The sequence below is a fragment of the Faecalibacterium sp. Marseille-P9590 genome (assembly GCF_017377665.1).
Lineage (GTDB): Bacteria > Bacillota > Clostridia > Oscillospirales > Ruminococcaceae > Faecalibacterium.
The window spans coordinates 210,115-235,441 of the sequence record NZ_JAFREF010000004.1 but is presented as its reverse complement, the minus strand read 5'-3'; the positions used below and the strand labels follow the sequence as shown (position 1 = coordinate 235,441).

General features: G+C 60.9%; 21 protein-coding genes. 6 read left to right on the top strand and 15 right to left on the bottom strand.

Features of this window, described 5'->3' with window-relative positions; genetic code table 11:
• Positions 1–9 precede the first annotated feature (9 nt).
• From J3349_RS07275 to J3349_RS07265, 3 genes are all read right to left on the bottom strand, one after another.
• The gene (locus J3349_RS07275; protein ID WP_207676933.1) at positions 10–879 is read right to left on the bottom strand and encodes a YitT family protein; all 870 of its coding nucleotides are present in this window, start codon (positions 877–879) and stop codon (positions 10–12) included.
• A 186-nt stretch (positions 880–1,065) separates the two neighbouring features.
• Entirely contained in the window at positions 1,066–1,935 is an 870-nt protein-coding gene (locus J3349_RS07270) for a phosphoribosylaminoimidazolesuccinocarboxamide synthase (protein ID WP_149793646.1), read from the bottom strand.
• A 208-nt stretch (positions 1,936–2,143) separates the two neighbouring features.
• Complete coding sequence (locus J3349_RS07265; RefSeq protein WP_207676932.1) at positions 2,144–2,413, bottom strand: hypothetical protein; 270 nt, start codon at positions 2,411–2,413, stop codon at positions 2,144–2,146.
• On the opposite strand from J3349_RS07265, the gene J3349_RS07260 reads away from it, so the two are divergent.
• The 4 genes from J3349_RS07260 to J3349_RS07245 all read left to right on the top strand — a co-directional run bounded on the left by J3349_RS07260 (position 2,390) and on the right by J3349_RS07245 (position 7,777).
• Positions 2,390–3,406, top strand: coding sequence for a glycerophosphodiester phosphodiesterase family protein (locus J3349_RS07260; protein WP_207676931.1), 1,017 nt, complete (start codon positions 2,390–2,392; stop codon positions 3,404–3,406). The two genes, J3349_RS07265 and J3349_RS07260, sit on opposite strands and share 24 nt — an antisense overlap.
• A gap of 106 nt (positions 3,407–3,512) precedes the next feature.
• Entirely contained in the window at positions 3,513–3,992 is a 480-nt protein-coding gene (locus J3349_RS07255; RefSeq protein WP_149793643.1) for a MarR family transcriptional regulator, read from the top strand.
• Between the two features lie 105 nt (positions 3,993–4,097).
• The gene (locus J3349_RS07250) at positions 4,098–5,849 is read left to right on the top strand and encodes an ABC transporter ATP-binding protein (protein WP_207676930.1); all 1,752 of its coding nucleotides are present in this window, start codon (positions 4,098–4,100) and stop codon (positions 5,847–5,849) included.
• Positions 5,849–7,777, top strand: a complete 1,929-nt coding sequence (locus tag J3349_RS07245) for an ABC transporter ATP-binding protein (RefSeq protein ID WP_158402617.1) — start codon at positions 5,849–5,851, stop codon at positions 7,775–7,777. The genes J3349_RS07250 and J3349_RS07245 overlap by 1 nt, the downstream gene beginning before the upstream one ends.
• A gap of 53 nt (positions 7,778–7,830) precedes the next feature.
• Here J3349_RS07245 and J3349_RS07240 read toward each other — a convergent pair whose 3' ends face one another.
• The 3 genes from J3349_RS07240 to J3349_RS07230 all read right to left on the bottom strand — a co-directional run bounded on the left by J3349_RS07240 (position 7,831) and on the right by J3349_RS07230 (position 10,452).
• Entirely contained in the window at positions 7,831–8,433 is a 603-nt protein-coding gene (locus tag J3349_RS07240) for a VTT domain-containing protein (RefSeq protein WP_207676929.1), read from the bottom strand.
• A 169-nt stretch (positions 8,434–8,602) separates the two neighbouring features.
• The gene (locus tag J3349_RS07235) at positions 8,603–9,589 is read right to left on the bottom strand and encodes a 3'-5' exonuclease (RefSeq protein ID WP_242699561.1); all 987 of its coding nucleotides are present in this window, start codon (positions 9,587–9,589) and stop codon (positions 8,603–8,605) included.
• A 44-nt stretch (positions 9,590–9,633) separates the two neighbouring features.
• On the bottom strand, positions 9,634–10,452 hold the full coding sequence (locus J3349_RS07230) for a Cof-type HAD-IIB family hydrolase (protein ID WP_207676927.1): 819 nt from the start codon (positions 10,450–10,452) through the stop codon (positions 9,634–9,636).
• Positions 10,453–10,789: 337 nt separating this feature from the next.
• Here J3349_RS07230 and J3349_RS07225 point away from each other — a divergent pair, with 337 nt between their 5' ends.
• Both J3349_RS07225 and J3349_RS07220 read left to right on the top strand, forming a co-directional pair.
• On the top strand, positions 10,790–11,074 hold the full coding sequence (locus tag J3349_RS07225; RefSeq protein ID WP_207676926.1) for a DUF6110 family protein: 285 nt from the start codon (positions 10,790–10,792) through the stop codon (positions 11,072–11,074).
• 75 nt (positions 11,075–11,149) lie between these two features.
• The gene (locus tag J3349_RS07220; protein ID WP_207676925.1) at positions 11,150–13,261 is read left to right on the top strand and encodes a heavy metal translocating P-type ATPase; all 2,112 of its coding nucleotides are present in this window, start codon (positions 11,150–11,152) and stop codon (positions 13,259–13,261) included.
• A gap of 65 nt (positions 13,262–13,326) precedes the next feature.
• Here J3349_RS07220 and J3349_RS07215 read toward each other — a convergent pair whose 3' ends face one another.
• From J3349_RS07215 to rsmH, 9 genes are read right to left on the bottom strand one after another with little or no spacing between them, the layout of a single operon-like run.
• Positions 13,327–14,805 (bottom strand): UDP-N-acetylmuramoyl-L-alanyl-D-glutamate--2,6-diaminopimelate ligase, encoded by a 1,479-nt coding sequence (locus J3349_RS07215; protein WP_158396276.1) that lies wholly within the window; start codon positions 14,803–14,805, stop codon positions 13,327–13,329.
• A gap of 14 nt (positions 14,806–14,819) precedes the next feature.
• The gene (locus J3349_RS07210; protein ID WP_207676924.1) at positions 14,820–16,316 is read right to left on the bottom strand and encodes an FtsQ-type POTRA domain-containing protein; all 1,497 of its coding nucleotides are present in this window, start codon (positions 16,314–16,316) and stop codon (positions 14,820–14,822) included.
• 59 nt (positions 16,317–16,375) lie between these two features.
• Positions 16,376–17,503, bottom strand: coding sequence for an undecaprenyldiphospho-muramoylpentapeptide beta-N-acetylglucosaminyltransferase (murG, locus tag J3349_RS07205; RefSeq protein WP_207676923.1), 1,128 nt, complete (start codon positions 17,501–17,503; stop codon positions 16,376–16,378).
• Positions 17,504–17,530: 27 nt separating this feature from the next.
• Entirely contained in the window at positions 17,531–18,814 is a 1,284-nt protein-coding gene (locus J3349_RS07200) for a putative peptidoglycan glycosyltransferase FtsW (RefSeq protein ID WP_207676922.1), read from the bottom strand.
• 28 nt (positions 18,815–18,842) lie between these two features.
• Positions 18,843–19,823 (bottom strand): glycosyl transferase family 4, encoded by a 981-nt coding sequence (locus tag J3349_RS07195; RefSeq protein WP_242699560.1) that lies wholly within the window; start codon positions 19,821–19,823, stop codon positions 18,843–18,845.
• Between the two features lie 21 nt (positions 19,824–19,844).
• Positions 19,845–21,218, bottom strand: coding sequence for a UDP-N-acetylmuramoyl-tripeptide--D-alanyl-D-alanine ligase (gene murF, locus J3349_RS07190; RefSeq protein ID WP_207676921.1), 1,374 nt, complete (start codon positions 21,216–21,218; stop codon positions 19,845–19,847).
• A gap of 11 nt (positions 21,219–21,229) precedes the next feature.
• Positions 21,230–23,743: a penicillin-binding transpeptidase domain-containing protein gene (locus J3349_RS07185; protein ID WP_207676920.1), complete on the bottom strand. Its 2,514-nt coding sequence runs from the start codon at positions 23,741–23,743 to the stop codon at positions 21,230–21,232.
• A 60-nt stretch (positions 23,744–23,803) separates the two neighbouring features.
• Entirely contained in the window at positions 23,804–24,295 is a 492-nt protein-coding gene (locus J3349_RS07180) for a cell division protein FtsL (protein WP_149793630.1), read from the bottom strand.
• Positions 24,296–24,337: 42 nt separating this feature from the next.
• Positions 24,338–25,306, bottom strand: a complete 969-nt coding sequence (rsmH, locus tag J3349_RS07175; RefSeq protein WP_207676919.1) for a 16S rRNA (cytosine(1402)-N(4))-methyltransferase RsmH — start codon at positions 25,304–25,306, stop codon at positions 24,338–24,340.
• Between the last annotated feature and the right edge of the window lie 21 nt (positions 25,307–25,327).

Below are 25,327 nucleotides of genomic sequence, written 5' to 3'. Positions count from 1 at the left end.
CGATTCTGTTTATGCGTGGTTGAAGCCTTTGCCGAACACCTCGGTGGTGCTGAGCATCGAGATAAAGGCGTTGAGGTTTTCCTTATGGATAAATGCCTGCAACTGCAATGCCTCGCGGTGGGTGAGGGTCGTATAGATCATGTAGTGGGGCCGGTCGGTATAGGCACCGTAGCAGGGCGTATAGGTCGCACCGCGCACCAGCTTGCGCATGACGAAGTCACAGATGGGGTCTTTGTCGTCGCAGATGATGAGGATGGCCTTACACATCTTCATCTGCTCGAGAACGGCATCGACGACGAGGCTCTTGACCGTCAGACCCACGAAAGAGTAGAGAGCGGTGTAGAGGTCGAAGACGAAGCAGGCTGCCAGCACCATGGCGAGGTCGGTGATAAAAAGCGCCTCGCCGGTGTTCTTCATATGGGCGTATTTTTTCAGGATGAGGGCGACGACATCGGTGCCGCCGGAAGACGCGCCCACGTTGAAGAGCAGAGCCGACGCAATGGCGGGCAGGGCGATGGCGAAGACCAGGTCCAGCATGGGCTGGTCGGACAGGGGGCCGCTGAGGGGAACATATTTTTCAAAAAGGGCCAGCTCTGCCGTCATGACGACGGTAGCCCATCCGGTGCTGATGGCAAAATCCTTGCCGAGGAATATCCAGCCCAGAATGAGCAGGAGGATATTGGCGCAGGATGAAAAAGCTGAGGCCGACAGAGGCGTAAGCTTTGCCACAAGGGCCGCGCCGCCGGTCACGCCGCCGAAGACGAAGTTGTTGGGGAATTTGAAGAAGTATACGCCGATGGTCATGATGCTGATACTCAGGGTGATGATAACGTATCGGCTGACGATCTGCAAGGTCTTTTCCCGCGTGCTGATCTCCATTTGACTGTTTCCTTTCGCCGTCCGCGCGGCACTCTCTTCTCACACAAAGGGCCGTTTCTCTGCCCATTACTTGTGTTATTGTAACACTGCCCACTGCGCCGTTCAAGAGGAAAAACTTTTCCGCACAAAAACCGCCCGCTTCGTTTTCCACAAAGCGGGCGGCAGCTGTTGAATTTATGGAAGTGCTTACAGCTTCTTGCCGGTCAGCATCTCGTAGGCTTCCTCATACTTGGCGATGGTCTTGTCGATGACGTCCTGCGGCAGGTCATAATCACTGTCGGGGTTGGCCAGCAGCCAGTTGCGGACGAACTGCTTATCAAAAGAGGGCTGACCGTGGCCGGCCTCGTAGCCCTCCAGCGGCCAGAAGCGGGAGGAATCGGGGGTCAGCATCTCGTCGCCGAGGATGACGTTGCCCTCCTCATCCAGACCGAACTCAAACTTGGTGTCGGCGATGATGATGCCGCGGGAGAGGGCATACTCAGCGCACTTCTTATACAGAGCGATGGTGTAGTCGCGCAGCTTGGTGGCGTACTCCTCACCCTTGCCGGGGAACAGCTTTTCCAGCACGTCGATGCTCTGCTCGTAGGAGATGTTCTCGTCGTGGTCGCCGATCTCAGCCTTGGTGGAGGGGGTGTAGATGGGCTCGGGCAGCTTCTCGGACTCCTTCAGGCCCTCGGGCAGCTGGATGCCGCAGACCTTGCCGGTCTTCTGGTAGCTGGCCCAGCCGCTTCCGGTGATGTAGCCGCGGACGATGCACTCGACGGGCAGCATGGTCAGCTTGCGGCACATCATGCTGCGGCCCTCGTACTGGGGCTGCTGGAAGAACTCGGGCATCTCCTTCACGTCCACGCTCAGCATATGGTTGGGCAGCAGGTCGCGGGTGTAGTCGAACCAGAACTTGCTCATCTGGGTCAGCACTTTGCCCTTGTTGGTGACTTTATTCTTTAAGATAACATCGAATGCAGAGATGCGGTCGGTGGCGACCATGATGAGGCTGTCGCCGTTGTCGTAGATCTCGCGGACCTTGCCTTCCTTGATGGGCTTGAACTCAGTCATAGCAAAACTCTCCATTTCCCTTATTCCGTAGGTATCTTTCAGCGTAGGAACAACCTCTCAGTCTCGCTATCGCTCGACAGCTCCCCTAGCGAGGGGAGCCTCTGGCGAAGAGATAAGGCTTTACGGAATGCCAAAGCCTCCCCTCGATAGGGGAGGTGGCACGCCGTAGGCGTGACGGAGAGGTTTCACCGTTTACACTATAATCTTATCACAGGAATTGTCCGTTGGGAAGAAACAGATGGGAGAGAAATGGGCCGATTTTTGGTTTTTTCTCGTGAAAAGTGCTAAAATCCAGCTTAAATTTTCGTCGTTTTGACGGCAAAAGTCGTACTTTCGCCCCATTTTTGCCTGCCTTGCTGACCGAAACGCCGTCATTGACGAAATTTGTGAAAACGTGTATCATGGGTAACGGCATCGCATTTTTCAACTTTTGTCTTTTAAGGAGGTCCATGCCATGCGCCCTCTCATCATCGCCCATCGCGGTGCGTCCCATCTGGCCCCCGAAAACACGCTGACCGCGTTCCGTCTGGCAAAGACGCTGGGTGCGGACGGCTTCGAGTGTGACGTTCAAATCACCAGGGATCGTCATCTCGTGGTGGCCCACGACTACCTCACCGACCTCAAGACCGGCGTCCACGGCAACATCCCGGATATGGACTTTGACGACCTGCGCCAGCTGGATTTCGGAAAATGGAAAAGCCCGGAGTTCGCAGGTGAAAAGATCCCCACCCTCGAAGAGGTTCTGGAAGTCGCGCAGGACTTCAGGATGATACATATTGAGTTAAAGCCCTACTTGGACCGGGACGAAGAGATCGTGGACCGGATCATCGACGCCGTCCTTGACGCCGGGCTGGAAGAAAAGGCCGTGCTCACCTCCTTCGAGTACGGCGCCCTCCGCCGGGTGAAAGAGCGGATGCCCCAGATGGCCACCTGCGCCATGACCCTCAGCCCCGAATCCCAGCTCAGCCAGCCGGCCACCTTCTGGGAGAAACTGGGCCTCAAGAAGACCGACCCTCTCGTGGAGAAGCTTTCCAGCCCCCAGGCCCTCAGCGAAGCGGCCGCTCTGCTGGAAGACCCCAGCAGTCTGGACGAAGAGAACAGCGTCCTCATCTACTACCTGAAAGACCGTCTCGATTTTCTCTACTCCATCTTCCCCGGCATGAACCTGGCCGAAATTTTGCAGCAGTATTATTATCAGACGGATTTTGTGAACTATGTGGCCCAGTTCGGCTTCCCGGTGGATTACGTCGGGCCGGAGTACCACGCCTTTTTCCGGGACAAAGACCTTATCCCCAATGCCCACGCCCGCGGCTTCAAGGTCGCGCCCTGGCCGGTGGGCGTGGAGAGCCGGGACGACCTGCGCCAGCTGTTCCGGCTGGACCCGGAGCTTGTGGTCACGAATAAGCCCGAGGTAGCCGTTTCCATCCTCACCGGGCTGGGCCAGTGGGACGAATCATCCAAAGAGGGTTGACAGCCCTCTTTTTTTGGAGCATAATAGTCCTGTATCGAACAGTTTTATGTGAAACAGTTCGGTGCTCGAACATTCACAGCAAAAGTCAAACCAGAAGGATGATACTATGAACCAAGCCTTTGAACCCGCCTGCACCCCCATCGCGCCGCCGTGGGAGGCGCCGCAGGTCATCCCGGCCCAGCTGCGCCGGGTGAACAACCTTATTTTCCGCAAGATAGGCCAGATTGCCCGCACCAATGGCGTGGAGGCCGTGACCCCCATGCACGGCTGGATCATGGAGTATCTTTACCGGCACTCCGAGACCCCAGTGTTCCAGCGGGACATCGAGCGGGAGTTCTCCATCACCCGTTCCACTGTCACCAACATCCTGCAGCTCATGGAGCGCAAAGGCTACATCACCCGCCAGAGCGTGGAGCAGGACGCCCGCCTCAAGCAGCTGGTCCTCACCGAAAAAGGCCGCCAGTTCCACGAGGACACCATGCGGGCCTTCCACCAGACCGATGAATATGTGGCCGGCCTGCTCACCGAAGAAGAGAATACCGAGCTGCTGCGGCTGCTGAATAAACTGTATCTGGGACTAAAGTGAAACAAATATGAACTTTTTCCGAAACTTTGGAAAAAGCATTGACTTTAATATTGTTTTGTATAAAATTGTTCCGTACCAAACAATTTATCAAAGGAGGCTCAAAGTATGATAAAGAAGCTTGCTTCCCATCTGGGCGAATACAAACGCGCCGCTATCCTGACGCCGATGTTTTCCGCACTGGAAGCAGTCATGGACATCCTGCTGCCCACCATCATGGCGTTCATCATCGACCTTGGCATTGAAAAGGGCGATATGAACGCCATCGTCAAATACGGCCTGCTCACCTTCGCAGTAGCGGCCATCGCCCTGCTGCTGGGCATTCTGGCCGGCAAGTACGCCGCCGAGGCGTCCACCGGCTTTGCCGGCAACCTGCGCGATGCGATGTATGAGAATATCCAGCATTACTCCTTCTCCAACATCGACAAATTCTCCACCGCCGGCCTCGTCACCCGTATGACCACCGACGTGACCAACCTGCAGAACGCTTTCCAGATGATGGAGCGCATGTGTGTGCGCGCCCCGGTCCATCTGGTGTTCGCACTCATCATGACGTTCAGCATCGGCGGTCCTCTGGCCCTCATCTTCGTGGTGGCCATCGCCTTCCTGCTGGCCGTGCTGGCAAGCATCATGGTCCCCACCTTCAAAATTTTTGACCGTGTTTTCAAGAATTACGACAACCTGAACTCCTCCGTGCAGGAGAACGTCTCCGCTATCCGCGTGGTCAAGAGCTTCGTCCGCGAGGGCTTCGAGAACGAGAAGTACACCAAAGCCTGCGAGGGTCTGTATCAGCAGTTCGTCAACGCAGAGAGCCGTCTGAGCTTCAACAACCCCGCCATGCTGACGGCTATTTACGGCTGCAACATTGCCCTGAGCTGGTTCGGCGCAAAGTACATCCTGCACGGCGCGCTGACCACCGGCCAGCTGAATGCTCTGTTCGGCTACATCATGAACATCCTGATGGCTCTGATGATGCTGAGCATGGCTTTCGTCATGATCTCCATGTCCGCCGCTTCCGCAAAGCGTATCGTGGAAGTCCTGGACGAGAAGACCGACCTGCCCCCCGCCAAGGCTCCCGTGCAGGAAGTCAAGGACGGCAGCATCCGCTTCGACCACGTCACCTTCAAGTACAAGCACGGCTCCGGCCAGCCTGTCCTGAACGACATCACCTTTGACATCAAGCCCGGCGAGACACTGGGCATCATCGGCGGCACCGGCAGTGCAAAGTCCAGTCTGGTGCAGCTCATCCCCCGCCTGTACGACGCCGAGACCGGCACTGTCAGCGTGGGCGGCGTGGATGTCCGGGATTACAATCTCGACGTCCTCCGCCACGAGGTCTCCATGGTGCTCCAGAAGAACGTCCTGTTCTCCGGCACCATCCTCGACAACCTCCGCTGGGGCAGCGAGAACGCCAGCGAGGAAGAGTGCATCCGTGTGGCGAAGCTGGCCTGCGCCGATGAGTTCATCGAGCGCTTCCCGGACAAGTACAACACCTGGATCGAGCAGGGCGGCTCCAACGTGTCCGGCGGCCAGAAACAGCGTCTGACCATCGCCCGCGCCCTGCTGCGCAAGCCGAAGGTCCTCATCCTCGACGACTCCACCAGTGCCGTGGATACCGCCACCGACGCAAAGATCCGGAAGGCGTTCCGTGAGGAGATCCCCGGCACCACCAAGATCATCATTGCACAGCGCATTTCCTCGGTGCAGGATGCCGACCGCATCCTCGTGCTGGACAACGGCCAGATCAACGGCCTCGGCACCCACGAGGAACTGCTGAAGAACAACGCGATCTATCAGGAAGTCTACAACAGCCAGACTCAGGGCGGCGGCGACTTCGACAAGCAGGGAGGTGAGCAGTAATGGCAGAACAGAAAGCAAAAGTCGTCCATGGCCCCGGCCCCCGCGGCATGGGAGGCCCGCGTCCGAAGGTCGAGAACCCGGGCAAGCTGCTCAAGCGCATCATGGCAGAGGTGTTCCAGCACTATCTGCCTCACTGCATCCTCGTGCTCATCTGCATCGTGGTCAGCGCGCTGGCCAATGTGCAGGCAAGCCTGTTCCTGCAGACCCTTATCGACGACTATATCATCCCCATGACCCAGCAGCAGGACCCCAGCTTTGCACCGCTGGCCGGTGCGCTGGTGCGCGTTGGCTGCATCTATGTGGTGGGCATCCTCGCTGCATGGCTCAACGCCCGCATCATGGTCAACGTCACTCAGGGTACCCTGCGCAACCTGCGCACCCAGCTCTTTACCCACATGGAGAGCCTGCCCATCAGCTACTTTGACACCCATCCGCACGGCGACATCATGTCCGTCTACACCAACGACGTGGATACCCTCCGCCAGATGCTCAGCCAGAGCATCCCGCAGCTGGTGTCCAGCGCCATCACCATCGTTTCCGTCTTTGCCAGCATGTGCATGCTGAGCTGGCAGCTCACCATCGTCACCATGCTGATGGTAGCCCTGATGCTCTTCTGCTCCAAGAAGATCACCCAGCAGAGCGGCAAGTACTTCATCGCACAGCAGCGCGACCTCGGCAAAGTGAACGGCTACATCGAAGAGATGATGGAAGGCCAGAAGGTCGTTAAAGTCTTCACCCACGAGCAGAAGGCCCTCGAGGGCTTCCGCGAGCTGAACGACAAGCTCAAGGACAGCGCCAAGCAGGCCAACAGCTTCGCCAACATCATGATGCCCGTCAACGCTCAGCTGGGCAATATCAGCTACGCCATCTGCGCTCTGGTGGGTGCAGCCATGGCCGTCACCGGCATGGGCGGCGTCACGCTGGGTACTGTCATGGCGTTTCTGTCCCTGAACAAGAGCTTCAATATGCCCATCAGCCAGGTGTCCATGCAGGCCAACAGCATCATCATGGCACTGGCCGGTGCAGAGCGCATCTTCAAGATGATGGATGAGCCCAGCGAGACCGATGAGGGCTATGTCACCCTCATCAACGCCAAGTACGACAAGGACGACAACCTCGTGGAGACCAACGAGCGCACCGGCATCTGGGCCTGGAAGCACCCCCACCACGACGGTACCACCACCTACCACAAGCTGGAAGGCGACATCACCTTTACGGACGTCGATTTCGGCTATGTGCCGGGCAAGACCGTCCTGCACGACATCAACCTCTATGGCCGTCCGGGCCAGAAGATTGCCTTCGTCGGCTCCACCGGCGCCGGCAAAACCACCATCACCAACCTTATCAACCGCTTCTACGACATCCAGGACGGCAAGATCCGGTACGACGGCATCAACATCCATAAAATCAGGAAAGCCGACCTCCGCCGCTCTCTGGGCATCGTGCTGCAGGATACCCACCTGTTCACCGGCACGGTCATGGAGAACATCCGCTATGGCCGTCTGGAGGCCACCGACGAAGAGTGCATCGCCGCAGCCCGTCTGGCCAACGCCGACGGCTTCATCAAGCGCCTGCCCGAGGGCTACAACACCATGCTGACCGGCGACGGTGCGAACCTGTCGCAGGGCCAGCGCCAGCTGCTGGCCATCGCCCGTGCAGCCGTCGCCGACCCGCCGGTGCTCATCCTCGATGAGGCTACTTCCTCCATCGACACCCGCACCGAGGCTCTGGTGCAGCGCGGCATGGACGGCCTGATGTACGGCCGCACCAGCTTCGTCATCGCCCACCGCCTCTCCACTGTCCGCAACGCAGACTGCATCGTGGTCCTGGAGCAGGGCCGCATCATCGAGCGCGGCAGCCATGACGAGCTCATCGCCAAGAAGGGCAAGTATTACCAGCTCTATACCGGTAATCTGGCCGAGAACTAAAGAATAACGCAAAGAGGCCCCGGCAGCAGCTGCCGGGGCCTCTTTGCGTTATATCAATCCAAATCGTGCTTCTTACAGAACTTCTTGCTCACCCAGTACATCCCGGCCCAGATAGCGAGGGCGAGGATGAGATACACCGGATTTTTCAGCGAGCTGACCAGCGACTGGCCGAAGAGAGCCATCATGGCCACCATAACGGCCTTGCCCGCCAGAAGGGTGAGCAGATAGCGCTTCTCGTCAAAATCCGAGATACCAAAGGCCAGATGCAGGAACGACGTGGGCGTGAAGGGCAGGACGGCCAGCATGAAGAGGCTGGCCGTGTCCACATGGCTGACCCACTGCTGGGCCTTTTTCAGCTGTTCGGAGCGAGAGGCCAGCTTCCAGAAAAAGCGTTTGACCACCCGCCGCCAGAATAAAAACACCACCGTGCCGCCTGCGGCCACACCGAGCCAGCTGTAGACGAAGCCAAGAAATCCGCCGTGGGCCGCGATATTGAGGGCCACGATGGCGATGAGGGGCAGCGGCGGAAAAATGGATTCCAGCATCGCCAGCAGGATAGGGACCAACGGTCCCAGCCCTTCAAAGCCCTCTAACAATGCCTCCCAGAATTCCAGCGTACCCAGCTGGTGGAGCCAGTCGATGAGCGTCGTTTCCATCGTGCTCGTACCATCCCTTTCGTTTCTGCCTGATGTTTCTTCTTAGTATATCCAGCATCTATGACCGGGATATGAACAAAATCTGAGCATTTTTGCCTTTTTCTTCCTGTCTCTCCTTACAATATGAAACAGCGTTGTTCTTTCCTGCACGATATTTTATTCTTCTGCCTCAGAAGATGTGCCGGGCGGCCTCTGCTTCGGCGGCCTGCCGTTCGGCCTTGAGGCGCTGACGCTCCAGATACTGGGCTTTCTGCTTTTTCCAGCGGACCAGGCTTGCATCGTCCGGCATCTGGACGCAGCGGGCGAAGGCCCAGTGCAGGCCGTCCCGGCGCGACATCCGGTATTTCTGGAACACGCCCCGGCCGGCCTCACCGCCCCGGCCCTTACAGACGGGACACTGGGACAGCGTGTACCAGCCGCTGCTCCCTTTTTTCAGCCAGACGTCATCCGGCTGCAGGGCCGTGCCACAGACCGGGCAGGCCATCGTGCCGATGACGGGGTCCAGCTTCCACATAGACTGGTCCAGATAGCCTTGGAAGACCCTGAAATCCCGGTAGTCGCCCGGCGTGGGGCAAAGGCTCTGGCGCAGGGTGTCCTCCTCGCTGGGGTAAGCGGCCAGTCCGGCCCGCAGGTCGAGCAGGCGGCAGAGGTCGGCGGTATAGAGGGTGTCGGACAAAGCGTCGTGGAAGGGGCGTTCCAGCGGGATGCCCATCCGGGTGACGACATTTTCCAGCTTCATCCCCTCGCCTTCCTTGCGGGGGTACTCCCGCAGAAAGAGCTGCTGCAGGTCGTACCAGACCGTCGGGCGGCTCTCGTCGAGATTGCAGAGGAAAAGGTTCTGCTTGAGCACCGGCACGTCATCCATGCCCCACTCGGCGAACTCGGCGTCCGGGCCGCACCACTTCATAAAACGGCGGAGGCCCTGGATGATGGGTTCACCCTTGTCGAGGTCCTCCTGCGTCAGACCGGTGACTTTGGCGATGTGGTGCTGCAGGCAGCGGAAGATGCGGGGACGCAGGTGGATGGAGAAGGTATCCAGCACGTTGGCGTCCTCGTCGATCTTGACGGCGCCAATTTCAATGATCTCCCCCCGGAACGTCTGCTGGACGCCGTGATAATTAAAGATAAACGGCTGATAGCCGATGTTCCACTCCAAATCGAATAAAACTAAGTTGCGCGGCATTTGTGTCTGGTATCCTTTCAAAAAATGAACTTTTCAATGGCCTCAGCCACGCCGTCATGGTTGTTGTCGGCGACAGTTACATAGTCCGCTGCCTCCTTGACGGGGGTCTCTGCATTCTGCATGGCCACACCCACGCCGGCAAAGCGTATCATAGAGCGGTCATTGAGGCCGTCGCCGCAGGCCATGAGGTTGTCGCGGGTCAGACCCCTGCTTTCCAGCAGACTACCGAGGCTCACGTCCTTGGCGACACCCAGCGGCACAGCCTCGATGAAGAAGGGGCTGGACGGGTAGAGGTCGATCTCGCCCGCAAACTGTTTCCGGCCTGCTTCCAGCACCTCGTCGCGGCGGGCGGGGTCGAGGGTAATGAGCATCTTGCAGATGGGATAATCCACATAGGCGGCAAGGTCCTCCACCTTCTGCATGGGCAGCTTGCAGGTAAAGCACTCCTTCAGCGCCCACTCGTCCTCGGGGCTTTCGGTGACGACGCCCTGCTTATTATAGGTAATGATGGCCACGCCCTGCTCCCTGGCGAAGGCACAGAGCTGCGGCACATACTTTGCATCCAGCTGCTTGCGGTAGAGCGTCTCGCCGGTAGCACAGTCGATGATGGCACCGCCGTTATACGAGAGGATGCAGCCGCCCTTTTTATCCAGTCCCAGCTCCTTTGCCAGCGGCATGATACCTGCCGTGGGACGGCCCGAGGCCAGCACGATGGTCACACCTTTGGCAGCAGCTGCATCCAGCGCTGCGCGGGTGGCGGGGGTGACGACCTTCTGGTCATTGGTCAGGGTGCCGTCGAGGTCGAGCGCCAGCACACGAATATCTTTCTTTTCCATATCCAGCCTCACTTATTTTTACAGGCCGGAACGTCCCGGCCCTGTCGATTTTATCGCATACTTTTTTATTGTACAATGAATGCACCACTCAGTGCAAGACTCTTTGTCATATTTCTTCGGCACCTCGGAGTTTGTTTGAAAATACAAACTGTAGTTTGCGGCAAAAAACACGTAAAGATAGACATTTCAAACTACTTCCTGTAAAAAGTTAATACGTCTTAACATCGTCAAAAAACCTTGCAAATTCCGAAATCTGCGCTATAATATCCGCAGAAACACTTATTCCATGCCCTTTGGGGTACATGAGGGAATACGATAAAAAGGAAGGTATACTACTATGGTCGATATGAAGAAGATTGCTCTGTTCGCTGCCGGCACCCTGTTCGGTTCTGCTGGTTTCAAGCTGCTGTCCAGCAGCGATGCCAAGAAGGTCTACACCCAGACCACCGCTGCTGTCCTGCGCATGAAGGACTCCACCATGGAGACCGTCAGCAAGGTCCAGGAGCAGGCCGGTGACATCCTCGAGGATGCAAAGGCCATCAACGAGGCCCGCGCTGCCAAGGCTGAGGCTGAGGTCATCGAGGACGCTGCTGAGGCAGAGACCACCGAGACCAACGAGTAATTTTGCAGTCTCTGAGCCGCCTGTGGGCGGCTCTTTTTATGGTTATTTTTTGCAATACGCAGAGGATATTCTGATATGAAATGTACTATTCTTCATGAGAGCCGCGGCCGCCTGCGGGTACACGTCTGCAATGTGCGGATGACCCTTCACCGGGCCGATGTGCTGGAAGCCTATCTGAACCACCACGACGCCGTGAGCAAGGCCAGGGTCTACGAGCGGACGGGCGATGTGGTGGTGTATTACACCGGCTCCCGCAAGGACGCCGTCGCCGCCCTGAGCACCTACCGTTTCGATGACCCCGAACTGGACGCACTGGTCACCAGCGCCGACAGCCGCCGCATCAATCAGGAATATCAGGAAAAGATGTATAACCTCTTGGCAGGCCGGGTGCTGCGCGAGCTGTTCCTGCCCGCCCCGCTCAACGCCGCCTACACCGTGTTCCGCTCCATTAAGTTCCTCTGGAATGGTGTGTGCTGCCTGTGGCGCCGCAAACTGGAAGTCGAGGTGCTGGATGCTTTGAGCATCGGCGTTTCCATCCTGCGGGGCGATTTCGCCACCGCAGGCTCCGTCATGTTCCTGCTCAACGTCGGCTCCCTGCTGGAGGAGTGGACCCGCAAGAAGAGCCTCGACGACCTGGCCCGCAGCATGGCCCTGAATGTCGATAAGGTCTGGGTCCGCGCACAGGGTACCGAAGTGCTCATGCCGCTCACCAAGGTCCATCCCGGCGATGAGATCGTCGTTCGCTCCGGCAACATGATCCCGCTGGACGGCACCGTCATCGAGGGCGAAGCCATGGTCAACCAGTCCGCTCTGACCGGCGAGTCCATGCCGGTGCGCAAGACCATCGGTGCCACCGTCTACGCCGGTACTGTGGTGGAAGAGGGCGAATGCGTCCTGACCACCAGAGCCGAGGGCGGCGCAAACCGCTACGACAAGATCGTGGCCATGATCGAGGAGTCCGAGAAGCTGAAGTCCAGCACCGAGAACCGTGCGCTGGCTCTGGCCGACCGTCTGGTCCCCTGGTGCCTCGGTGCTACCGTCGTCACCTACGCCCTGACCCGGAACGCCACCCGCGCCATCTCCTGCCTGATGGTCGATTTCTCCTGCGCCCTCAAGCTCTCCATGCCGCTGGCCGTTCTTTCTGCCATGCGCGAGTGCGGCGCAAGCCATATCACCGTCAAGGGCGGCAAGTACCTCGAGACCCTGTCCAAGGCCGACACCATCGTCTTCGACAAGACCGGCACCCTGACCCGCGCTACCCCCAAGGTGGTCAAGGTCGTCCCCTTCTCCGGCTGCAGCGAGAGCGAAGTTTTGCAGCTGGCCGCCTGCCTCGAGGAGCACTTCCCCCACTCGATGGCCAACGCCGTCGTCCGGGAGGCCAGGGAGCGCGGCATCTCCCACGAAGAGATGCACTCCGAGGTGGAGTATATCGTGGCCCACGGCATCGCCAGCCGCGTCAGCGGTGAGCGGGTCGTCATCGGCAGCCACCACTTCGTCTTTGAGGACGAGCACTGCACCATCCCCGAGGACGAGCGCGAGAAGTTCGATAACCTTGAGCCGGAGTATTCTCACCTCTATCTGGCCGCTTCGGGCCGTCTGGCCGGCGTCATCTGCATCGCCGACCCGCTGCGTCCGGAAGCTTCCCGCGTGCTGCGCGCTCTGCGCGGCCTCGGCATCACCAACACCGTCATGATGACCGGTGACAGCGAGCGCACCGCCGCCGCCATCGCAAAGCAGGTGGGTGTGGACCAGTTCTTCGCCGAAGTCCTGCCCGAGGACAAGGCTGCTTTCGTCCAGAAGGCCAAGAGCGAGGGCCACACCGTCGTGATGATCGGCGACGGCATCAACGACTCCCCCGCCCTCTCTGCCGCTGACGTCGGCATCGCCATCAACTCCGGCGCTGCCATCGCCCGCGAGATCGCAGACGTGACCATCAAGGCCGACAGCCTCGAGGAGCTGGTCGTCCTCAAGACCATCGCCAACTCCCTGCAGCGCCGTGTCAGCGCCAACTACCGCTTTGTGCTGACCTTCAACTCTGCCCTCATCGCGCTGGGGGCAATGGGCATCCTGCAGCCTGCGTCCTCTGCTATGCTGCACAACCTCTCCACCATCGGCATCAGCCTCAAGAGCATGACCAACCTCATCCCTGAGGAAAAGGCTCAGAAGGCTCTGGCAGAAAAGAACTAAATCCCATCCAGATACAAAAATACCGGCTGTGCATTCAACACAACCGGTATTTTTATGTTCAGATATTACTCAAGGCCGATCTGCTGGGCGTACTCTTCCAGCAGCTCCCGCTCGAGGAAGGGGGTCTTGACGCCCTCGCGGTCACGGTAAGTCTCATGGCCCTTGCCGATGACGGCGATGAGGTCGCCCTCCTGTGCGTGGTCAACAGCATAATGCAGGGCGTCGAGGCGATCGGGGATCTCCACGAACTTTGCGTCCGGGTTGCCCTTGTTCATGCCCACGCGGATGTCGGCGATGATGTCTTCCACCTTCTCAAAGCGGTTGTTGTCCTCCGTGAGGATGGAGAAATCGGCCATCTTGGCACAAATTTCGCCCATGCCGTAGCGGCGCAGCTTGGAGCGGTTGCCGCCGCAGCCGAACACCACCACGAGGCGGTGGGGGTCGTAGGCCCGCAGAGTCGTGAGCAGACTCTCGGTGGAGACTTCGTTGTGGGCGTAGTCCAGCAGGATGGTGAACTTCTTGCTGATGGGGACCAGCTCCACGCGGCCCTTGACCACGCAGCGGCTCAAACCTTCGTGGATGGCCTCATCGGGCAGGCCCAGCACCTTGCCCACAGTGAGAGCGGCCAGCGCATTGTAGACGCTGAACTCGCCGGGCATATTCACCTTGACGTCCATATCGTCCTTGCCGGAGACATGGAACTGGACGCCGAGGAAGTCGTGGGTGCGGAGCAGCTGATAAGTACCGGCGCGGTAGTCGGCCTTCTCGCTGCAGCCGTAGGTCACCAGCTTGCAGGTGTGGCCTTCCAGCAGGGCCTCGGTGTTCTCGTCGTCGATGTTCACGACGCCGGTGGTGCAGCGCTTGAAAAGCTGACCCTTCCAGCTGCGGTATTCTTCAAAGGTCTTGTGCTCGCCGGGGCCGATGTGGTCGGGCGAGAGGTTGGTGAAGACGCCGATGTCGTAGTGGATGCCCGCCACGCGGTCCATCATGAGGCCCTGACTGGACACCTCCATCAGCGCCGTGTCGCAGCCGGCGTCCAGGAACTCCCGGAAAGTCTTCTGCAGCTCATAGCTCTCAGGGGTGGTGTTGGCCGTCTCCTGATGGTGGCCGAGGAAGTAGATGCCGTTGGTGCCGATCATGCCCACCTTGCGGCCTGCGGCTTCCAGCACGCTCTTTATCATGTGGGTGGTGGTGGTCTTGCCCTTGGTGCCGGTGACGCCGATCATGGTCATCCGGCGGGAGGGGTTGCCGAACAGGTTGCCGCTCATGAGTGCCAGCGCATAGCGGCTGCTCTCCACCTTCAGCACGGCAGCGCCGGGGACGGTGGAAAGGTCGATGTCGTGCTGGACCACCAGCGCCGTCACGCCGTCGGCCACGCACTGGGCGGCGTAGTCGTGGCTGTCCCGCTGGGTACCCACGATGCAGACGAAAAGCCGGCCCGGGGCCGCCTTGCGGCTGTCGTAGATGATGTCCTCGATGTCAAGTTCAAGGCTGCCCTGCACCAGCGTATAGGACACGCCCTCCAACAGTTGTTCCAGTTTCATCGTTCAAATGCTCCTTATTGCTGTTCTGCCGCTGCGGCGGTAGGATCTTCGGCGGGCGCGGCTTCCGCGCCCTCAGTATCGGGTTCGGTGCCGGAGGCTTCCTCCGGCTGGTTCTCGGCTTCTGCCTCCGCCGGGGCGGCAGGCTCTTCCGGGGCCGTCCAGCCCGAGGGCAGGGTCGGCTCCCCCTGTGCGAAGCGGAATTTGCGGCTGGAAGAGGCGCTCAGGTGGCTCAGATCCAGCATACCGGTGTCGGTGGGCGAGCAGCCCTTGCCGTCCTCGTTGAGCAGGACATACTTTGCCAGCCGGAGTTTGTAGTCCAGCTCATTCAGGGTACCCAGAAGCACGCTGATGCGGCCCTGATACAAAAACGCCATCTGCTCCGGGTCCTCGAACTCGATGCGGGTGACATCCGCCCCCAGCTCACTGCTGTCCAGTGCGGTCAGCAGAGTGTTCAGGGACTCGAGCCGCTTATCCGTGGGCGGTCCGGCCTCGCTGGATGCGGCGCTGTCAGACGCCGCGCTGCCCGAAGACGCGCCGGACGGTCCTGTCTCAAATTCCAGCTGTGTACCCGGCGTCGTGGATACCGGCTCGCCGCCGCAGAGGATGATAAGGTCCGGCTGGGCCGAATCCTTATCCAGTATCTTCAGCCCCGCAGAAAGGCTCAGCCAGCCGCTGGACGTCTGCATGGCGTAGACGGCAGTGGCCGCGTTGGTCCGCACCACTACGGTGTTAGGGTAATCCCGCTCCACCCGGATATTTTCCAGCAGCGGGAACTGCTTTTCCAGCGCAGCGGCCTTTTCGGCGGGGTCGAAGCTGAAGATGTTCTCTTCCGCGTGGACGCCCAGCGCCTGCAGGATCTCAGCGCTGGAATAGCCGCCCACCTCCTGCACCGCCTCTCCATCAACCGCCACTTCTAAGGTGTTTATCTTGAAGAGCATGGTCACGGTGAGGTAGACGCCCACCCCGATGACGCAGAGCAGCAGCGCCAGCGCCGTCAGGCGGCGGATAGCCCTGCGGCGGCGGACAGCGGCACGAGTCAGGCGGCGCTTCTTTCTGCCCTCCCGCCGGGCCGGGCTGCGGAGGTTCGCCTCCGTGGGGCGGTAGCGCCCGCCGCTCTGGGGCCTCCGGGCGCTCTGGACGTTCTGAGGCCGCTGGCCATTGCGGGGGCGTCTCCCATTTGTGGGGTAGGCGGTCGTGTTCTGACGGGGCCGCTGGCTTCTCTGCTGGCCCTGACGGCGGCTCTGGTTCTGGTTATTGGGCCGTCGCGCCGTCTGCTGGGGGAACTGGATGCTGTTGTCCGCATATCCCGAGCTGTGGTTTTCGAACGTCACATTGCCGCCTGAGAAGTCCAATGTCTGCTCCTGATAGCCCTGCGTCCGGCGGCGGTCCTGATTCGAGGGACGCCGGTCCTGCGTCCAGTCGTAGGCTTTGCGGGGCTTTCCCTGCCGTCGGGCGCTGTTCTGCTGGATCGAACTGCTGGGGCGTCGGCTGTTGTTCCGATCCTGCTGCATGGTGCGGCGTCGCCTCCTTTCCGTCTGATTATTTTATCACAAGAGTGCTGCCGAATCAATCACGGCGTCTTGACCAGTTTCATCAGGGCGTCGGCGATGCGGTCGAGGCTGTCGTCCACCGAGAGGGTGCGGGCATTCTTGCCCATGGCGGCCAGCCTGCCCGGCTCGGCCAGCAGGCCGGAGACGGTAGAGACCAGCTTCTCGCCGGTCAGATCTTTTTCCTCGATGACCACAGCGGCACCGGCCTTCTGCAGCTCCATGGCGTTGTAATACTGGTGGTTCTCCGCCACATTGGGGCTGGGGATGAGGATGGCGGCGCGGCCCTCGGCTTCCAGTTCGGCCAGCGTCAGCGCACCGGCACGGCTGATGACGAGGTCGGCAGCGGCCAGCAGCTCGGGCATATTGTTGATATATTCCTTCACCACGAGGCTCTCGCCGGGAGCAAAGCCTTTTTCCTTTTCGAGATTTTGAAACAGCTCCACGCCGTACTGTCCGGTGGCATGGATGTGGAGCACAGGCTTGTGCTCTTTCTGCTCCCAGGCGCAGAGGTCGGCCACCACCTCGTTGACACGGCGGGCGCCGAGGCTTCCGCCGAAGGAGAGGATGACGGTGCGGTCACCGGCACCCAGCTGGGCGCGGATGGCGTCCCGCTCCCCCGCCTTCTCGAACACTTCAGGCCGCACCGGGTTGCCCACGACCTGCGTCTTTTCGGGCGCACCCAGCTTTTCCACAGCGGCAGACACGGCGGCGAACACGATGTCCACGTCCGGGGCCAGCAGCTTGTTGGTCACGCCGGGGAAAGCGTTCTGCTCATGGATGGCGGTCTTGATGCCCCTCTTGGCGGCGCAGCGCACCACCGGGCCGGAGACGTAGCCGCCGCAGCCGATGACGAGGTCGGGCTGCACTTCCTTCATCATGGCTCGGGCTTTCGGGCCGGAGAGGGCCAGGTTCCAGAGGGTGATGATGTTCCGCTTGATGTTGTTCAGGGAGAGCCTGCGCTGGAAACCGGTGATCTCGATGTGGTGGAAGGGGTAGCCCGCCTGGGTCACAAGGCGGTATTCCATGCCCTCTTTCCGGCCTGCAAAGTGTATCTCGGCGGACGGGTCGGCCTTTTTGATGGCTCCCGCGATGGCCAGAGCCGGGTTGATATGTCCGGCAGTTCCGCCGGCTGCGATAAGTACACGCATGGTGATTTCCTCCTTATTTGGATATGCTCAATATCCCATGTTGGGGTCGAGCCGGATGGTGTTATTGGACTTTTCTTTTTCCCGCTGTTCCCGCAGGGCGCGGAGATTCTCCCGCTCGAGGCGGGCGCGCTCGCCGCCCCGGCCGATGTTTATCATCACGCCCATCTCGGCCAGCAGCAGGATGAGGCTGGTGCCGCCGGAGGAGAAGAAGGGCAGCGAGATGCCGGTGTTGGGCAGGGTGTTGGTGACGACCGCGATGTTGCAGAACACCTGCCACGCAATTTGGGCCATGATGCCGATGCCCACCAGTGTGCAGTAGCGGTTCTCGGCGTGGAAGGCCAGCCACAGCCCCTGCACGAGGAAGAGCACGAAGAGCAGGATGACGATGACGGCACCCACGAAGCCCAGCTCCTCGCACACGACGCTGAAGATGAAGTCGTTGGTGCTCTCGGGGAGCCAGAGCTGTTTTTCGATGCTGTTGCCGAGGCCGAGGCCGGTGACACCGCCGGAGCCGATGGCGTAAAGGCTCTGCAGGGTCTGGTCGGTCATCTTGCTCAGGTCGTGGGTCCAGCCGTCCAGACGGCTCTGTAAGTACGGGATGGAGTCGATGTGCTCCAGCACGGTGCGGAGCAGCAGCACAGCAGACGCGCCGCCCGCCCAGGTGATGATGCCGCCGCTGCCGCCCAGCAACAGGATGGTGCCGCAGATGGCCGTCGTCAGGACGATGCCGGACATATGGGGCTCAAGCATGAGCAGGATGACCACCGGGATGAGGGGCAGCAGCGGGACGATGAGTTCCCGCACGATGCGCTGATAGAGCCACTGGCCTGCCGGGACGCGCCGCCCGGAGGCGGGATCCAGCTTTTCCAGATGGGGCGCTTTCGCGGCCAGATGGGCCGTGAGCAGTATCATCTCGAACTTTGCGATCTCCGATACCTGAATGGTAAAGCCGATGCGCAGCCAGCGGCGGCAGCCGTTGAGGGGCGCACTGAACAGCACTGCGATGAGCATCACGATGCAGACGACATAGCCCGGCCCGACCATCCTGCGCAGAAAGCGGTGGTCGATGCGGGAGAAGAGCAGCATGACCGCGAGACCCAGACCCAGGCAGAACACCTGCGACTTGATGTAGTAAAAGCTGTCGCCCATCCGCAGGTAGCCCGTGGTGTAGCTGGCACTGAACAGCATGATGAGTCCGAACACGATGATGACTGCCAGCGTCGCCAGCCAGTTGATGAGCACCTGCGGCCAGGGGCCGGGGCTCGACAAGATGGCAAAGGACTCAGACTTTTTTCTCCGGATGGTCGCCATCCGCATTCCCTCCTTATTGGGTCCCGGCTCAGCTGGCCCGCGCCGCCTGCAAGGTCAGCGCAAGGCCCAGCATTGCCAGGACTCCAAAAATATAAAAGATATTCACCGGGTCAAAGCCCCGCTTTTCCAGCCAGCGGTGGAGCGGCGCGGTGCCGAACAGCTGCCGCCGCCCGCCGGAGGCTTTCCAGACGATGATCTGCAGAGCCACCATGCCGCCTTCCAGCCAGTAGGGCAGGGCCAGCGGGAGCGTCAGCCCGGGCCAGCCGACGCTCAGCGGCACACAGCCCAGCGCACCGGCTAAAAACTGGCATCCCACTGCACCGGGGCGGAGCTTTGCGGGGTAGAAATTCCAGAGCAGGAAGGCCATCAATGCCCCGGCCAGCGCCGCCGGGAAGACGCCCAGCGGGAACCAGCCCAAGAGGGTCATAGCCGTCATGAGACCCAGCATGGCGATGAAGGCACAGCCGCAGACCGTGCCGTCCATGCCGTCGGCGGTGCGGGCGCTCTCGGCCAGCGCCACTAAAATCGCCAGCCAGACCACCGGGGCCAGCGGCCCGAGGGTGCAGTAGCCGACGCCCGGCACTGCCAGCCCGTCGGGCAGGCAGTGGTTCAGCCCCAGCAGGGCCAGCACCAGCGTGCCGGAGGCCGCTTCCAGCGCCAGCCGCACCGGGCGGCGCAGCCCCAGCGGCGACCGATGCCGCAGCCGGACCAGATCGTCCGCGAGGCCCACGGCCCCGAAGCAGAGCGCCCCGAACAGGGCGATGAGCAGCCGAGTGGTCAGCAGGCTCTCGGTCCCCAGCAGCTCCGGCTGGGCGACACAGGCCGCTGTCCAGCCGACGCCTACCGCCGCCAGCGTCCCCACCATCAGGCAGAGCCCGCCCATCGTGGGCGGCTCATTTTCCTCCTGCTGGACACGGAACGCCCGCAGCAGCGGCGTCATCAAATTCCCGAGCGCCGCCGTGAGGACGAACCCCAGCGTTGAGGCGACGATCAAGGCAAAACGAATCATAATAACGATACTCCAAGTATTTTACTTTGCGCAGACGGGATAAAACAGGGCCAGTGCCTTTTCCAGTGCCATGCCCCGGCTGGCCTTCACCAGCAGAGCGTCGCCCGGGGCCATCCGGGCCAGCAGAGCGTCTGCGGCCTGCTGGTAATCCTCAGCGTGGACGACGTCGGCGAGGCCCGCGTCCTTTGCGGCCTTTGCCGTCCGTGCGGCCTCGGGGCCGTAGGTGACAAGAGCGGTCAGCCCGGCCTCTGCGGCCTGACGGCCCAGCTCTTCATGAGCGGGCGCGCTCATCCCGCCCAGTTCCAGCATATCGCCCAGCAGAGCGAAGCGGCGCTTGCAGGGGTACTCTTTGAACATCGCCAGCGCAGCCTTCATGCTGTCGGGGTTGGCGTTGTAGCAGTCCTCGATGATGTCCATGCTGCCTGCGTGGACGACCTTCTGGCGCATACCGGTCTGCTCGAAATCGGCCAGACCCGCGATGACGCCCTCGGGCGCGAGGCCCAGACGGGTGGCGGCGGCGTAAGCAGCCAGCGCGTTCGCCACGTTGTGACGTCCCATCGCTGGAATCGTCACCTCATAGCGGCCTGCATTTTTATCGCAGAGGGTGAAGGCCATGCCGTCGCCCTCCTGCCGGACATCGAGGGCGCAGACGTCGGCGTTCTCGTCGCCGAGGCTGAACCACACGGGCCGGACATGGGTGGGCAGAGCGGCTTTGCGCAGGAAGGGGTCGTCGCCGTTGAGCACGAGGGGCGAACCCTCGGCAAGGCCAGCGCAGATTTCCAGCTTCGCCTTGCAGATGTTCTCCTGACTGCCCAGATTGCCGATGTGGGACACGCCGATGCAGGTGATGATGCCCACATCGGGGCGGGCGCACTTTGCCAGACGCTCGATCTCACCGGCGTGGCTCATGCCCATCTCGACGACAGCGTACTCCGTATCCCTGCCGATGCGGAACATAGTGCGGGGCAGACCCAGCTCATTGTTCTGGTTGCCCTCGGTCTTGATGGTATTGCCAAAGCCCGCGATGGCAGCGTAGGTCATCTGCTTGGTGGTGGTCTTGCCCACACTGCCGGTGACGCCCACCACCTTCGGGTGGAACTGACTGCGGTAGTTCGCGCCCATGACCATCATGGCGTGGTAGCTGTCGGGGCTGATAACCGCCTTTTCAGCCGGGACACCCTCCACCGGGTGGTTGAGGACGACATAGGCCGCGCCCTCTTCCAGCGCCTTGGCCGCGAAATCGTGGCCGTCGAAGCGCTCACCGGGGAAAGCCACAAAGATGCAGCCGGGGCAGACCTCGCGGCTGTCGGTGGTCACGAGGCCGATGGGCTGGCTGTCGGCGAAGCCCTCGGGGGCAAGGCCTTTCAAAAGCAGGTCTGCTGCGATTTTTTCCATAATAAATCTCCTTATCCGCAAGTGATGGTGACGACGGTGCCTTTCTGGACGCTGGAGCCGGCGGCCTCGCTCTGGCTCTGCACGGTACCGGCGCTGTCGCCCGCCACCTGACAGTTCAGGCCGGCGGCGGTCAGCATCTGGCGGGCAAAGTCGGCGCTCTTGCCGCTGACATCCGGCACTTCCGTGTGGCTGCCGGAATAGGTATCGGTGTAAAGATAAATGGTGGTGCCGCTGGCCACCGTTGCGCCCGCGTGGGGGTACTGGTAGGTGACGACGGCAGCGGTCTGGTCGCTCTCGCTCTCCACGAGCTGATGCTTGAGGCCCTTGGTATTCAGGGAGACCTGCGCATTGCTCCACTCCTTGCCCACGAGGTTCGGCACCTTGACGGTATTCTGGCTGCGGTCGATGCCGTCGGTGGCAATGCCCAGATAGGGGGCTATCTCACTGATGATGTTGCCGACCACAGGCGCAGCCAGAATGGACGAATAGTCGGTGTGGGCGTTGTTGGGGTCGTCCAGCATGACGTAGACCAGAATTTCCGGGTCGTTGGCAGGCAGGACGGCGGCAAAGGAGGCGACCTTCTTGTAGTCGCCGTCGGCGCGGCGCTCCATGTTCAGCTGCTCGGACGTACCGGATTTGCCGCCGATGCGGTAACCCGCGACGTAGGCGTTGGAACCGCCGCCGGTGGTGGTGCCGTCGCCCACCTCATACTCCATGATCTGGCGGATGGTCTCGCTGGCGCTCTTGCTGATGACCTGACGGCGGACGTTCGCGCCGATCTCCTCGACGACGTTGCCGTTCTGGTCGGTTATCTTATCCACCACATGAGGGGTGACGAGGTAGCCTCCGTTGACGGCTGCCGAGATGGCGGTGCAGACCTGCAGCGGGGTCACGGCCATTGCCTGACCGAAGGACGAAGACGAAAGCTCGACCTCGCCCAGCTGGCTCTTGGTGTAATACTTCATCATGCCCGTCTCGTTGGGCAGGTCCACGCCGGTGCGCTCGGTGAAGCCGAAAGCGTCGAAGTAGTCGTAGAAGACGCTGGAACCCAGCCGCTGACCCAGCTGGATGAAGTAGATGTTGCAGCTGTTCCGGAGGGCCTCGGCGAGGTTCTGGACGCCGTGGGCCTTCTTACCGGCGCAGTGGTACGTCTCTTTTGCCACGCCGTAGGCACCGGAGCAGTTGAAGGTGGTGTAATAGGTAGCCTTGCCCGAGTCCACACCCATGGCGGCCGTGATGACCTTGAAGACGCTTCCGGGATAGTACAGCTCGGTGATGGTCTTGTTCTTCCACTGGATGTCGCGGTAGGTTCCGGTGTAGTCGGGGTCTTCTTCCGGTATCTTCTTGCCCTGCTCGTCCCGGAGATAGTTGCCGTTGGCGTCTTTCTTGTAGATGGTGTAAATTTCCGGCTCGGCGTTCACCTGCTCATTCAGATAGGCCAGGTTCTCGCTGAAATCCAGCGGAGCGTTGGGGTCGAAGTCAGGCTTCGAGGCCATGGCAAGGATGGCACCGGTCTTGACGTTCATGACGATGGCTGCGCCGCGGTTCTCGACCGTGTTGGCGTAGATGGCCTCGTTGAGGTAGCGCTCCACGACCTCCTGCACATTGACGTCCAGCGACAGCACCAGATTGGAGCCGTCCTTGGCGGCGTAAGTGGTGGCGTTGGCGTCGGCGATGGCGTTGCCGTAGGCATTGCGGAGGGTGATCGTGCGGCCATTGACGCCCGCGAGGGTGTCATTGTAGGATTTTTCGAGGCCGTAGAAGCCCTCGCCGTCGCCGTTGCAGAAGCCCAGCACCGATGCGGCGAACGCGCCGTAGGGGTAATCGCGCTGGAAACTCTTGGACGAAGAGACGGAGACACGGCCCTTCTTGATGACGGTGCCGTCTTCCAGAGTCTTGGCTTTGGCGTGATTTTTATTATATTCGCTGATGTATTTCTCGATGGAGAGCTTGACGGCATTGTTCACCTTGGTGGCCAGCACCTGATAGGACGACCCGTTCTTGGCCAGCGCGTCGTGGACGGTCTGGTACTGGGTCTGATATTCTGCCGAAGAGGTATCTACGCTGTCCAGACTCTCGCCGTCGCCGGAGAGCAGCCGCAGGGTGAGCTGGCGGCTCACATCGGCCAGCGTCGTCTCGTCCACGGTCTTGACAGCCTCACCCGTCTCCTCGACGGTCTGGCTGGTGAAGAGGGCCGTGCTGTAGCTGGGGTCGGCCCAGATGGTCCATACTACGCTGGTGGATGCCAGCGTGATGCCGGAGGCGTCGTATATCTCGCCGCGGGTGGCTTGGATGGTGCTGTCCAGCAGCTGCTGCTGGGCCGCATACTGGCGGAAGGTCGCGCCCTGTTTTATCTGGATGTTATACAGGCTGTGGGTGACGATGCCCGCAGCCGCCACTACAAAAAATACCGCCGCGCCGAAGCTGAAATGCCGCAGCCGCGCACTGAGGCGCTCGTGCGGGTCGCTGCGGCGGAGGCGGTAGTAGATGTTCTTATGCTGGTCGTTGGAGGGCTTGTTTTGCATGGTATTCTCCTGCAGAAACCAGAAAAGCGTGCGCTGCCGCACGCTTTTCTGTCTGTTTGCTTATTTTACGCTGCGGACGGAAGCCAGAATGGTCATGGCACCGTCGTGCAGGAAATCCGTCCACTGGTGGACAGCCGACTCCCTGCGCACCAGCACGCTGTCGCTGTCGAGGCGGATGTAGGTGAGCTGGCTCTGGTCCATCTTCATGAGGCCCAGCCGCCCGGCCACTTCTTCCACGCTGGTGATATTGGTCTTGCTGTTGAGGACACTGTTATAGTAGGTGTACTGGCTCTGCTCGCTCACAAGTTCCGCTTTGGCCTTCTGGATCTGGTCGTTGACCTCCACCAGCTGGGCCTCGCTCCACAGCAGGCTTACCGCAAAGCCTGCCAGCAGCGCCATCGAGATCAGTTGAAGTGCGTGCTGCATGGCCGCCTGGAACGGGCTGAGACGGCGTTTGCCGCCTTTTTCCACCCGCAGTGCGACCTTGCGCTGGGTCTGAGGCGCTTTTCTGCGACGCACCTCAGACGACATATCATAAGCTGGCTGACCCATAGTTGATCTCCTCCTCTTACACTGAGCGGCGTCTTATCCGGCTCAGAGTTTCTCCAAAACGCGCAGATGAGCAGAACGGCTGCGCCGGTTCTCCTCCAGTTCCTGCTTGTCGGCCTCGATGGGCTTCCGAGTAATGAGCTTTGCCTTCGCCTTGCCGCCGCAGACGCAGACCGGGAACTCCGGCGGGCAGGTGCAGGCAGTGGACCAGCGGCGGAACTTGTTTTTCACCAGCCGGTCTTCCAGCGAATGGAAGGTGATCACACACAGCCTTCCGCCCGGGGCAAGGTGGTCGAAAATGGTATCCAGACCTTCCTCCAGAGCGTCCAGCTCGTGGTTGACCGCGATACGCAGCGCCTGAAACGTGCGCCGCGAAGGATTCTTGTTCTTGCGCCGCTCCGCAGGCGGCATGGCGCTGGCCACGATGTCGGCCAGCTGCAAAGTCGTCTCGATGGGGGCCGTCTCGCGGGCCTCCACGATGTGGCCGGCGATCTGCCACGCATAGGGCTCTTCGCCGTAGTCCCGCAGGATGCGGGAGATCTCTTCCCGGCTGGCGGTGTTCACGAGGTCTGCCGCCGTCTCGCCCTGCTGGCTCATCCGCATATCCAGCGGGGCGTCTGCCCGGTACGAAAAGCCCCGGGCCGCGTCGTCCAGCTGATGGCTGGAAACACCGAGGTCCAGCAGCGCACCGTTTATCTTCTCGATGCCGTGGCTCTCGAGGGCTTGTCCGGCGTAGCGGAAATTTATCTGCACCACCGTGGCCGGGAGCCCGGCCAGCCGCGCCCTGGCGGTCTGCACCGCGTCGGGGTCCTGGTCGAGGGAGACGAGCCGCCCGCCTTTTGCGCCGTCCAGCCGGAGGGCGATCTGGCGGGAGTGTCCCGCGCCGCCCGCCGTGCCGTCGAGATAAGTGCCTGCCGGGTCGATGTTCAGTCCGTCGAGGCACTCGTTCAGAAGCACGGGGATATGCTCAAACGAGGCCGGGTCGAACTGTGCCAAATCTTCTGTCTGAGTCATCGCGCCCAGCCTCCTTTCGTT

Bases quoted from the DNA above. Each gene is read 5' to 3' on its own strand.
- J3349_RS07275 (WP_207676933.1), bottom strand. From the start codon at position 879: ATGGAGATCAGCACGCGGGAAAAGACCTTGCAGATCGTCAGCCGATAC.
- J3349_RS07270 (WP_149793646.1), bottom strand. From the start codon at position 1,935: ATGACTGAGTTCAAGCCCATCAAGGAAGGCAAGGTCCGCGAGATCTAC.
- J3349_RS07260 (WP_207676931.1), top strand. From the start codon at position 2,390: ATGCGCCCTCTCATCATCGCCCATCGCGGTGCGTCCCATCTGGCCCCC.
- J3349_RS07265 (WP_207676932.1), bottom strand. From the start codon at position 2,413: ATGGGCGATGATGAGAGGGCGCATGGCATGGACCTCCTTAAAAGACAA.
- J3349_RS07255 (WP_149793643.1), top strand. From the start codon at position 3,513: ATGAACCAAGCCTTTGAACCCGCCTGCACCCCCATCGCGCCGCCGTGG.
- J3349_RS07250 (WP_207676930.1), top strand. From the start codon at position 4,098: ATGATAAAGAAGCTTGCTTCCCATCTGGGCGAATACAAACGCGCCGCT.
- J3349_RS07245 (WP_158402617.1), top strand. From the start codon at position 5,849: ATGGCAGAACAGAAAGCAAAAGTCGTCCATGGCCCCGGCCCCCGCGGC.
- J3349_RS07240 (WP_207676929.1), bottom strand. From the start codon at position 8,433: ATGGAAACGACGCTCATCGACTGGCTCCACCAGCTGGGTACGCTGGAA.
- J3349_RS07230 (WP_207676927.1), bottom strand. From the start codon at position 10,452: ATGGAAAAGAAAGATATTCGTGTGCTGGCGCTCGACCTCGACGGCACC.
- J3349_RS07225 (WP_207676926.1), top strand. From the start codon at position 10,790: ATGGTCGATATGAAGAAGATTGCTCTGTTCGCTGCCGGCACCCTGTTC.
- J3349_RS07220 (WP_207676925.1), top strand. From the start codon at position 11,150: ATGAAATGTACTATTCTTCATGAGAGCCGCGGCCGCCTGCGGGTACAC.
- J3349_RS07215 (WP_158396276.1), bottom strand. From the start codon at position 14,805: ATGAAACTGGAACAACTGTTGGAGGGCGTGTCCTATACGCTGGTGCAG.
- J3349_RS07210 (WP_207676924.1), bottom strand. From the start codon at position 16,316: ATGCAGCAGGATCGGAACAACAGCCGACGCCCCAGCAGTTCGATCCAG.
- murG (WP_207676923.1), bottom strand. From the start codon at position 17,503: ATGCGTGTACTTATCGCAGCCGGCGGAACTGCCGGACATATCAACCCG.
- J3349_RS07200 (WP_207676922.1), bottom strand. From the start codon at position 18,814: ATGGCGACCATCCGGAGAAAAAAGTCTGAGTCCTTTGCCATCTTGTCG.
- J3349_RS07195 (WP_242699560.1), bottom strand. From the start codon at position 19,823: ATGATTCGTTTTGCCTTGATCGTCGCCTCAACGCTGGGGTTCGTCCTC.
- murF (WP_207676921.1), bottom strand. From the start codon at position 21,218: ATGGAAAAAATCGCAGCAGACCTGCTTTTGAAAGGCCTTGCCCCCGAG.
- J3349_RS07185 (WP_207676920.1), bottom strand. From the start codon at position 23,743: ATGCAAAACAAGCCCTCCAACGACCAGCATAAGAACATCTACTACCGC.
- J3349_RS07180 (WP_149793630.1), bottom strand. From the start codon at position 24,295: ATGGGTCAGCCAGCTTATGATATGTCGTCTGAGGTGCGTCGCAGAAAA.
- rsmH (WP_207676919.1), bottom strand. From the start codon at position 25,306: ATGACTCAGACAGAAGATTTGGCACAGTTCGACCCGGCCTCGTTTGAG.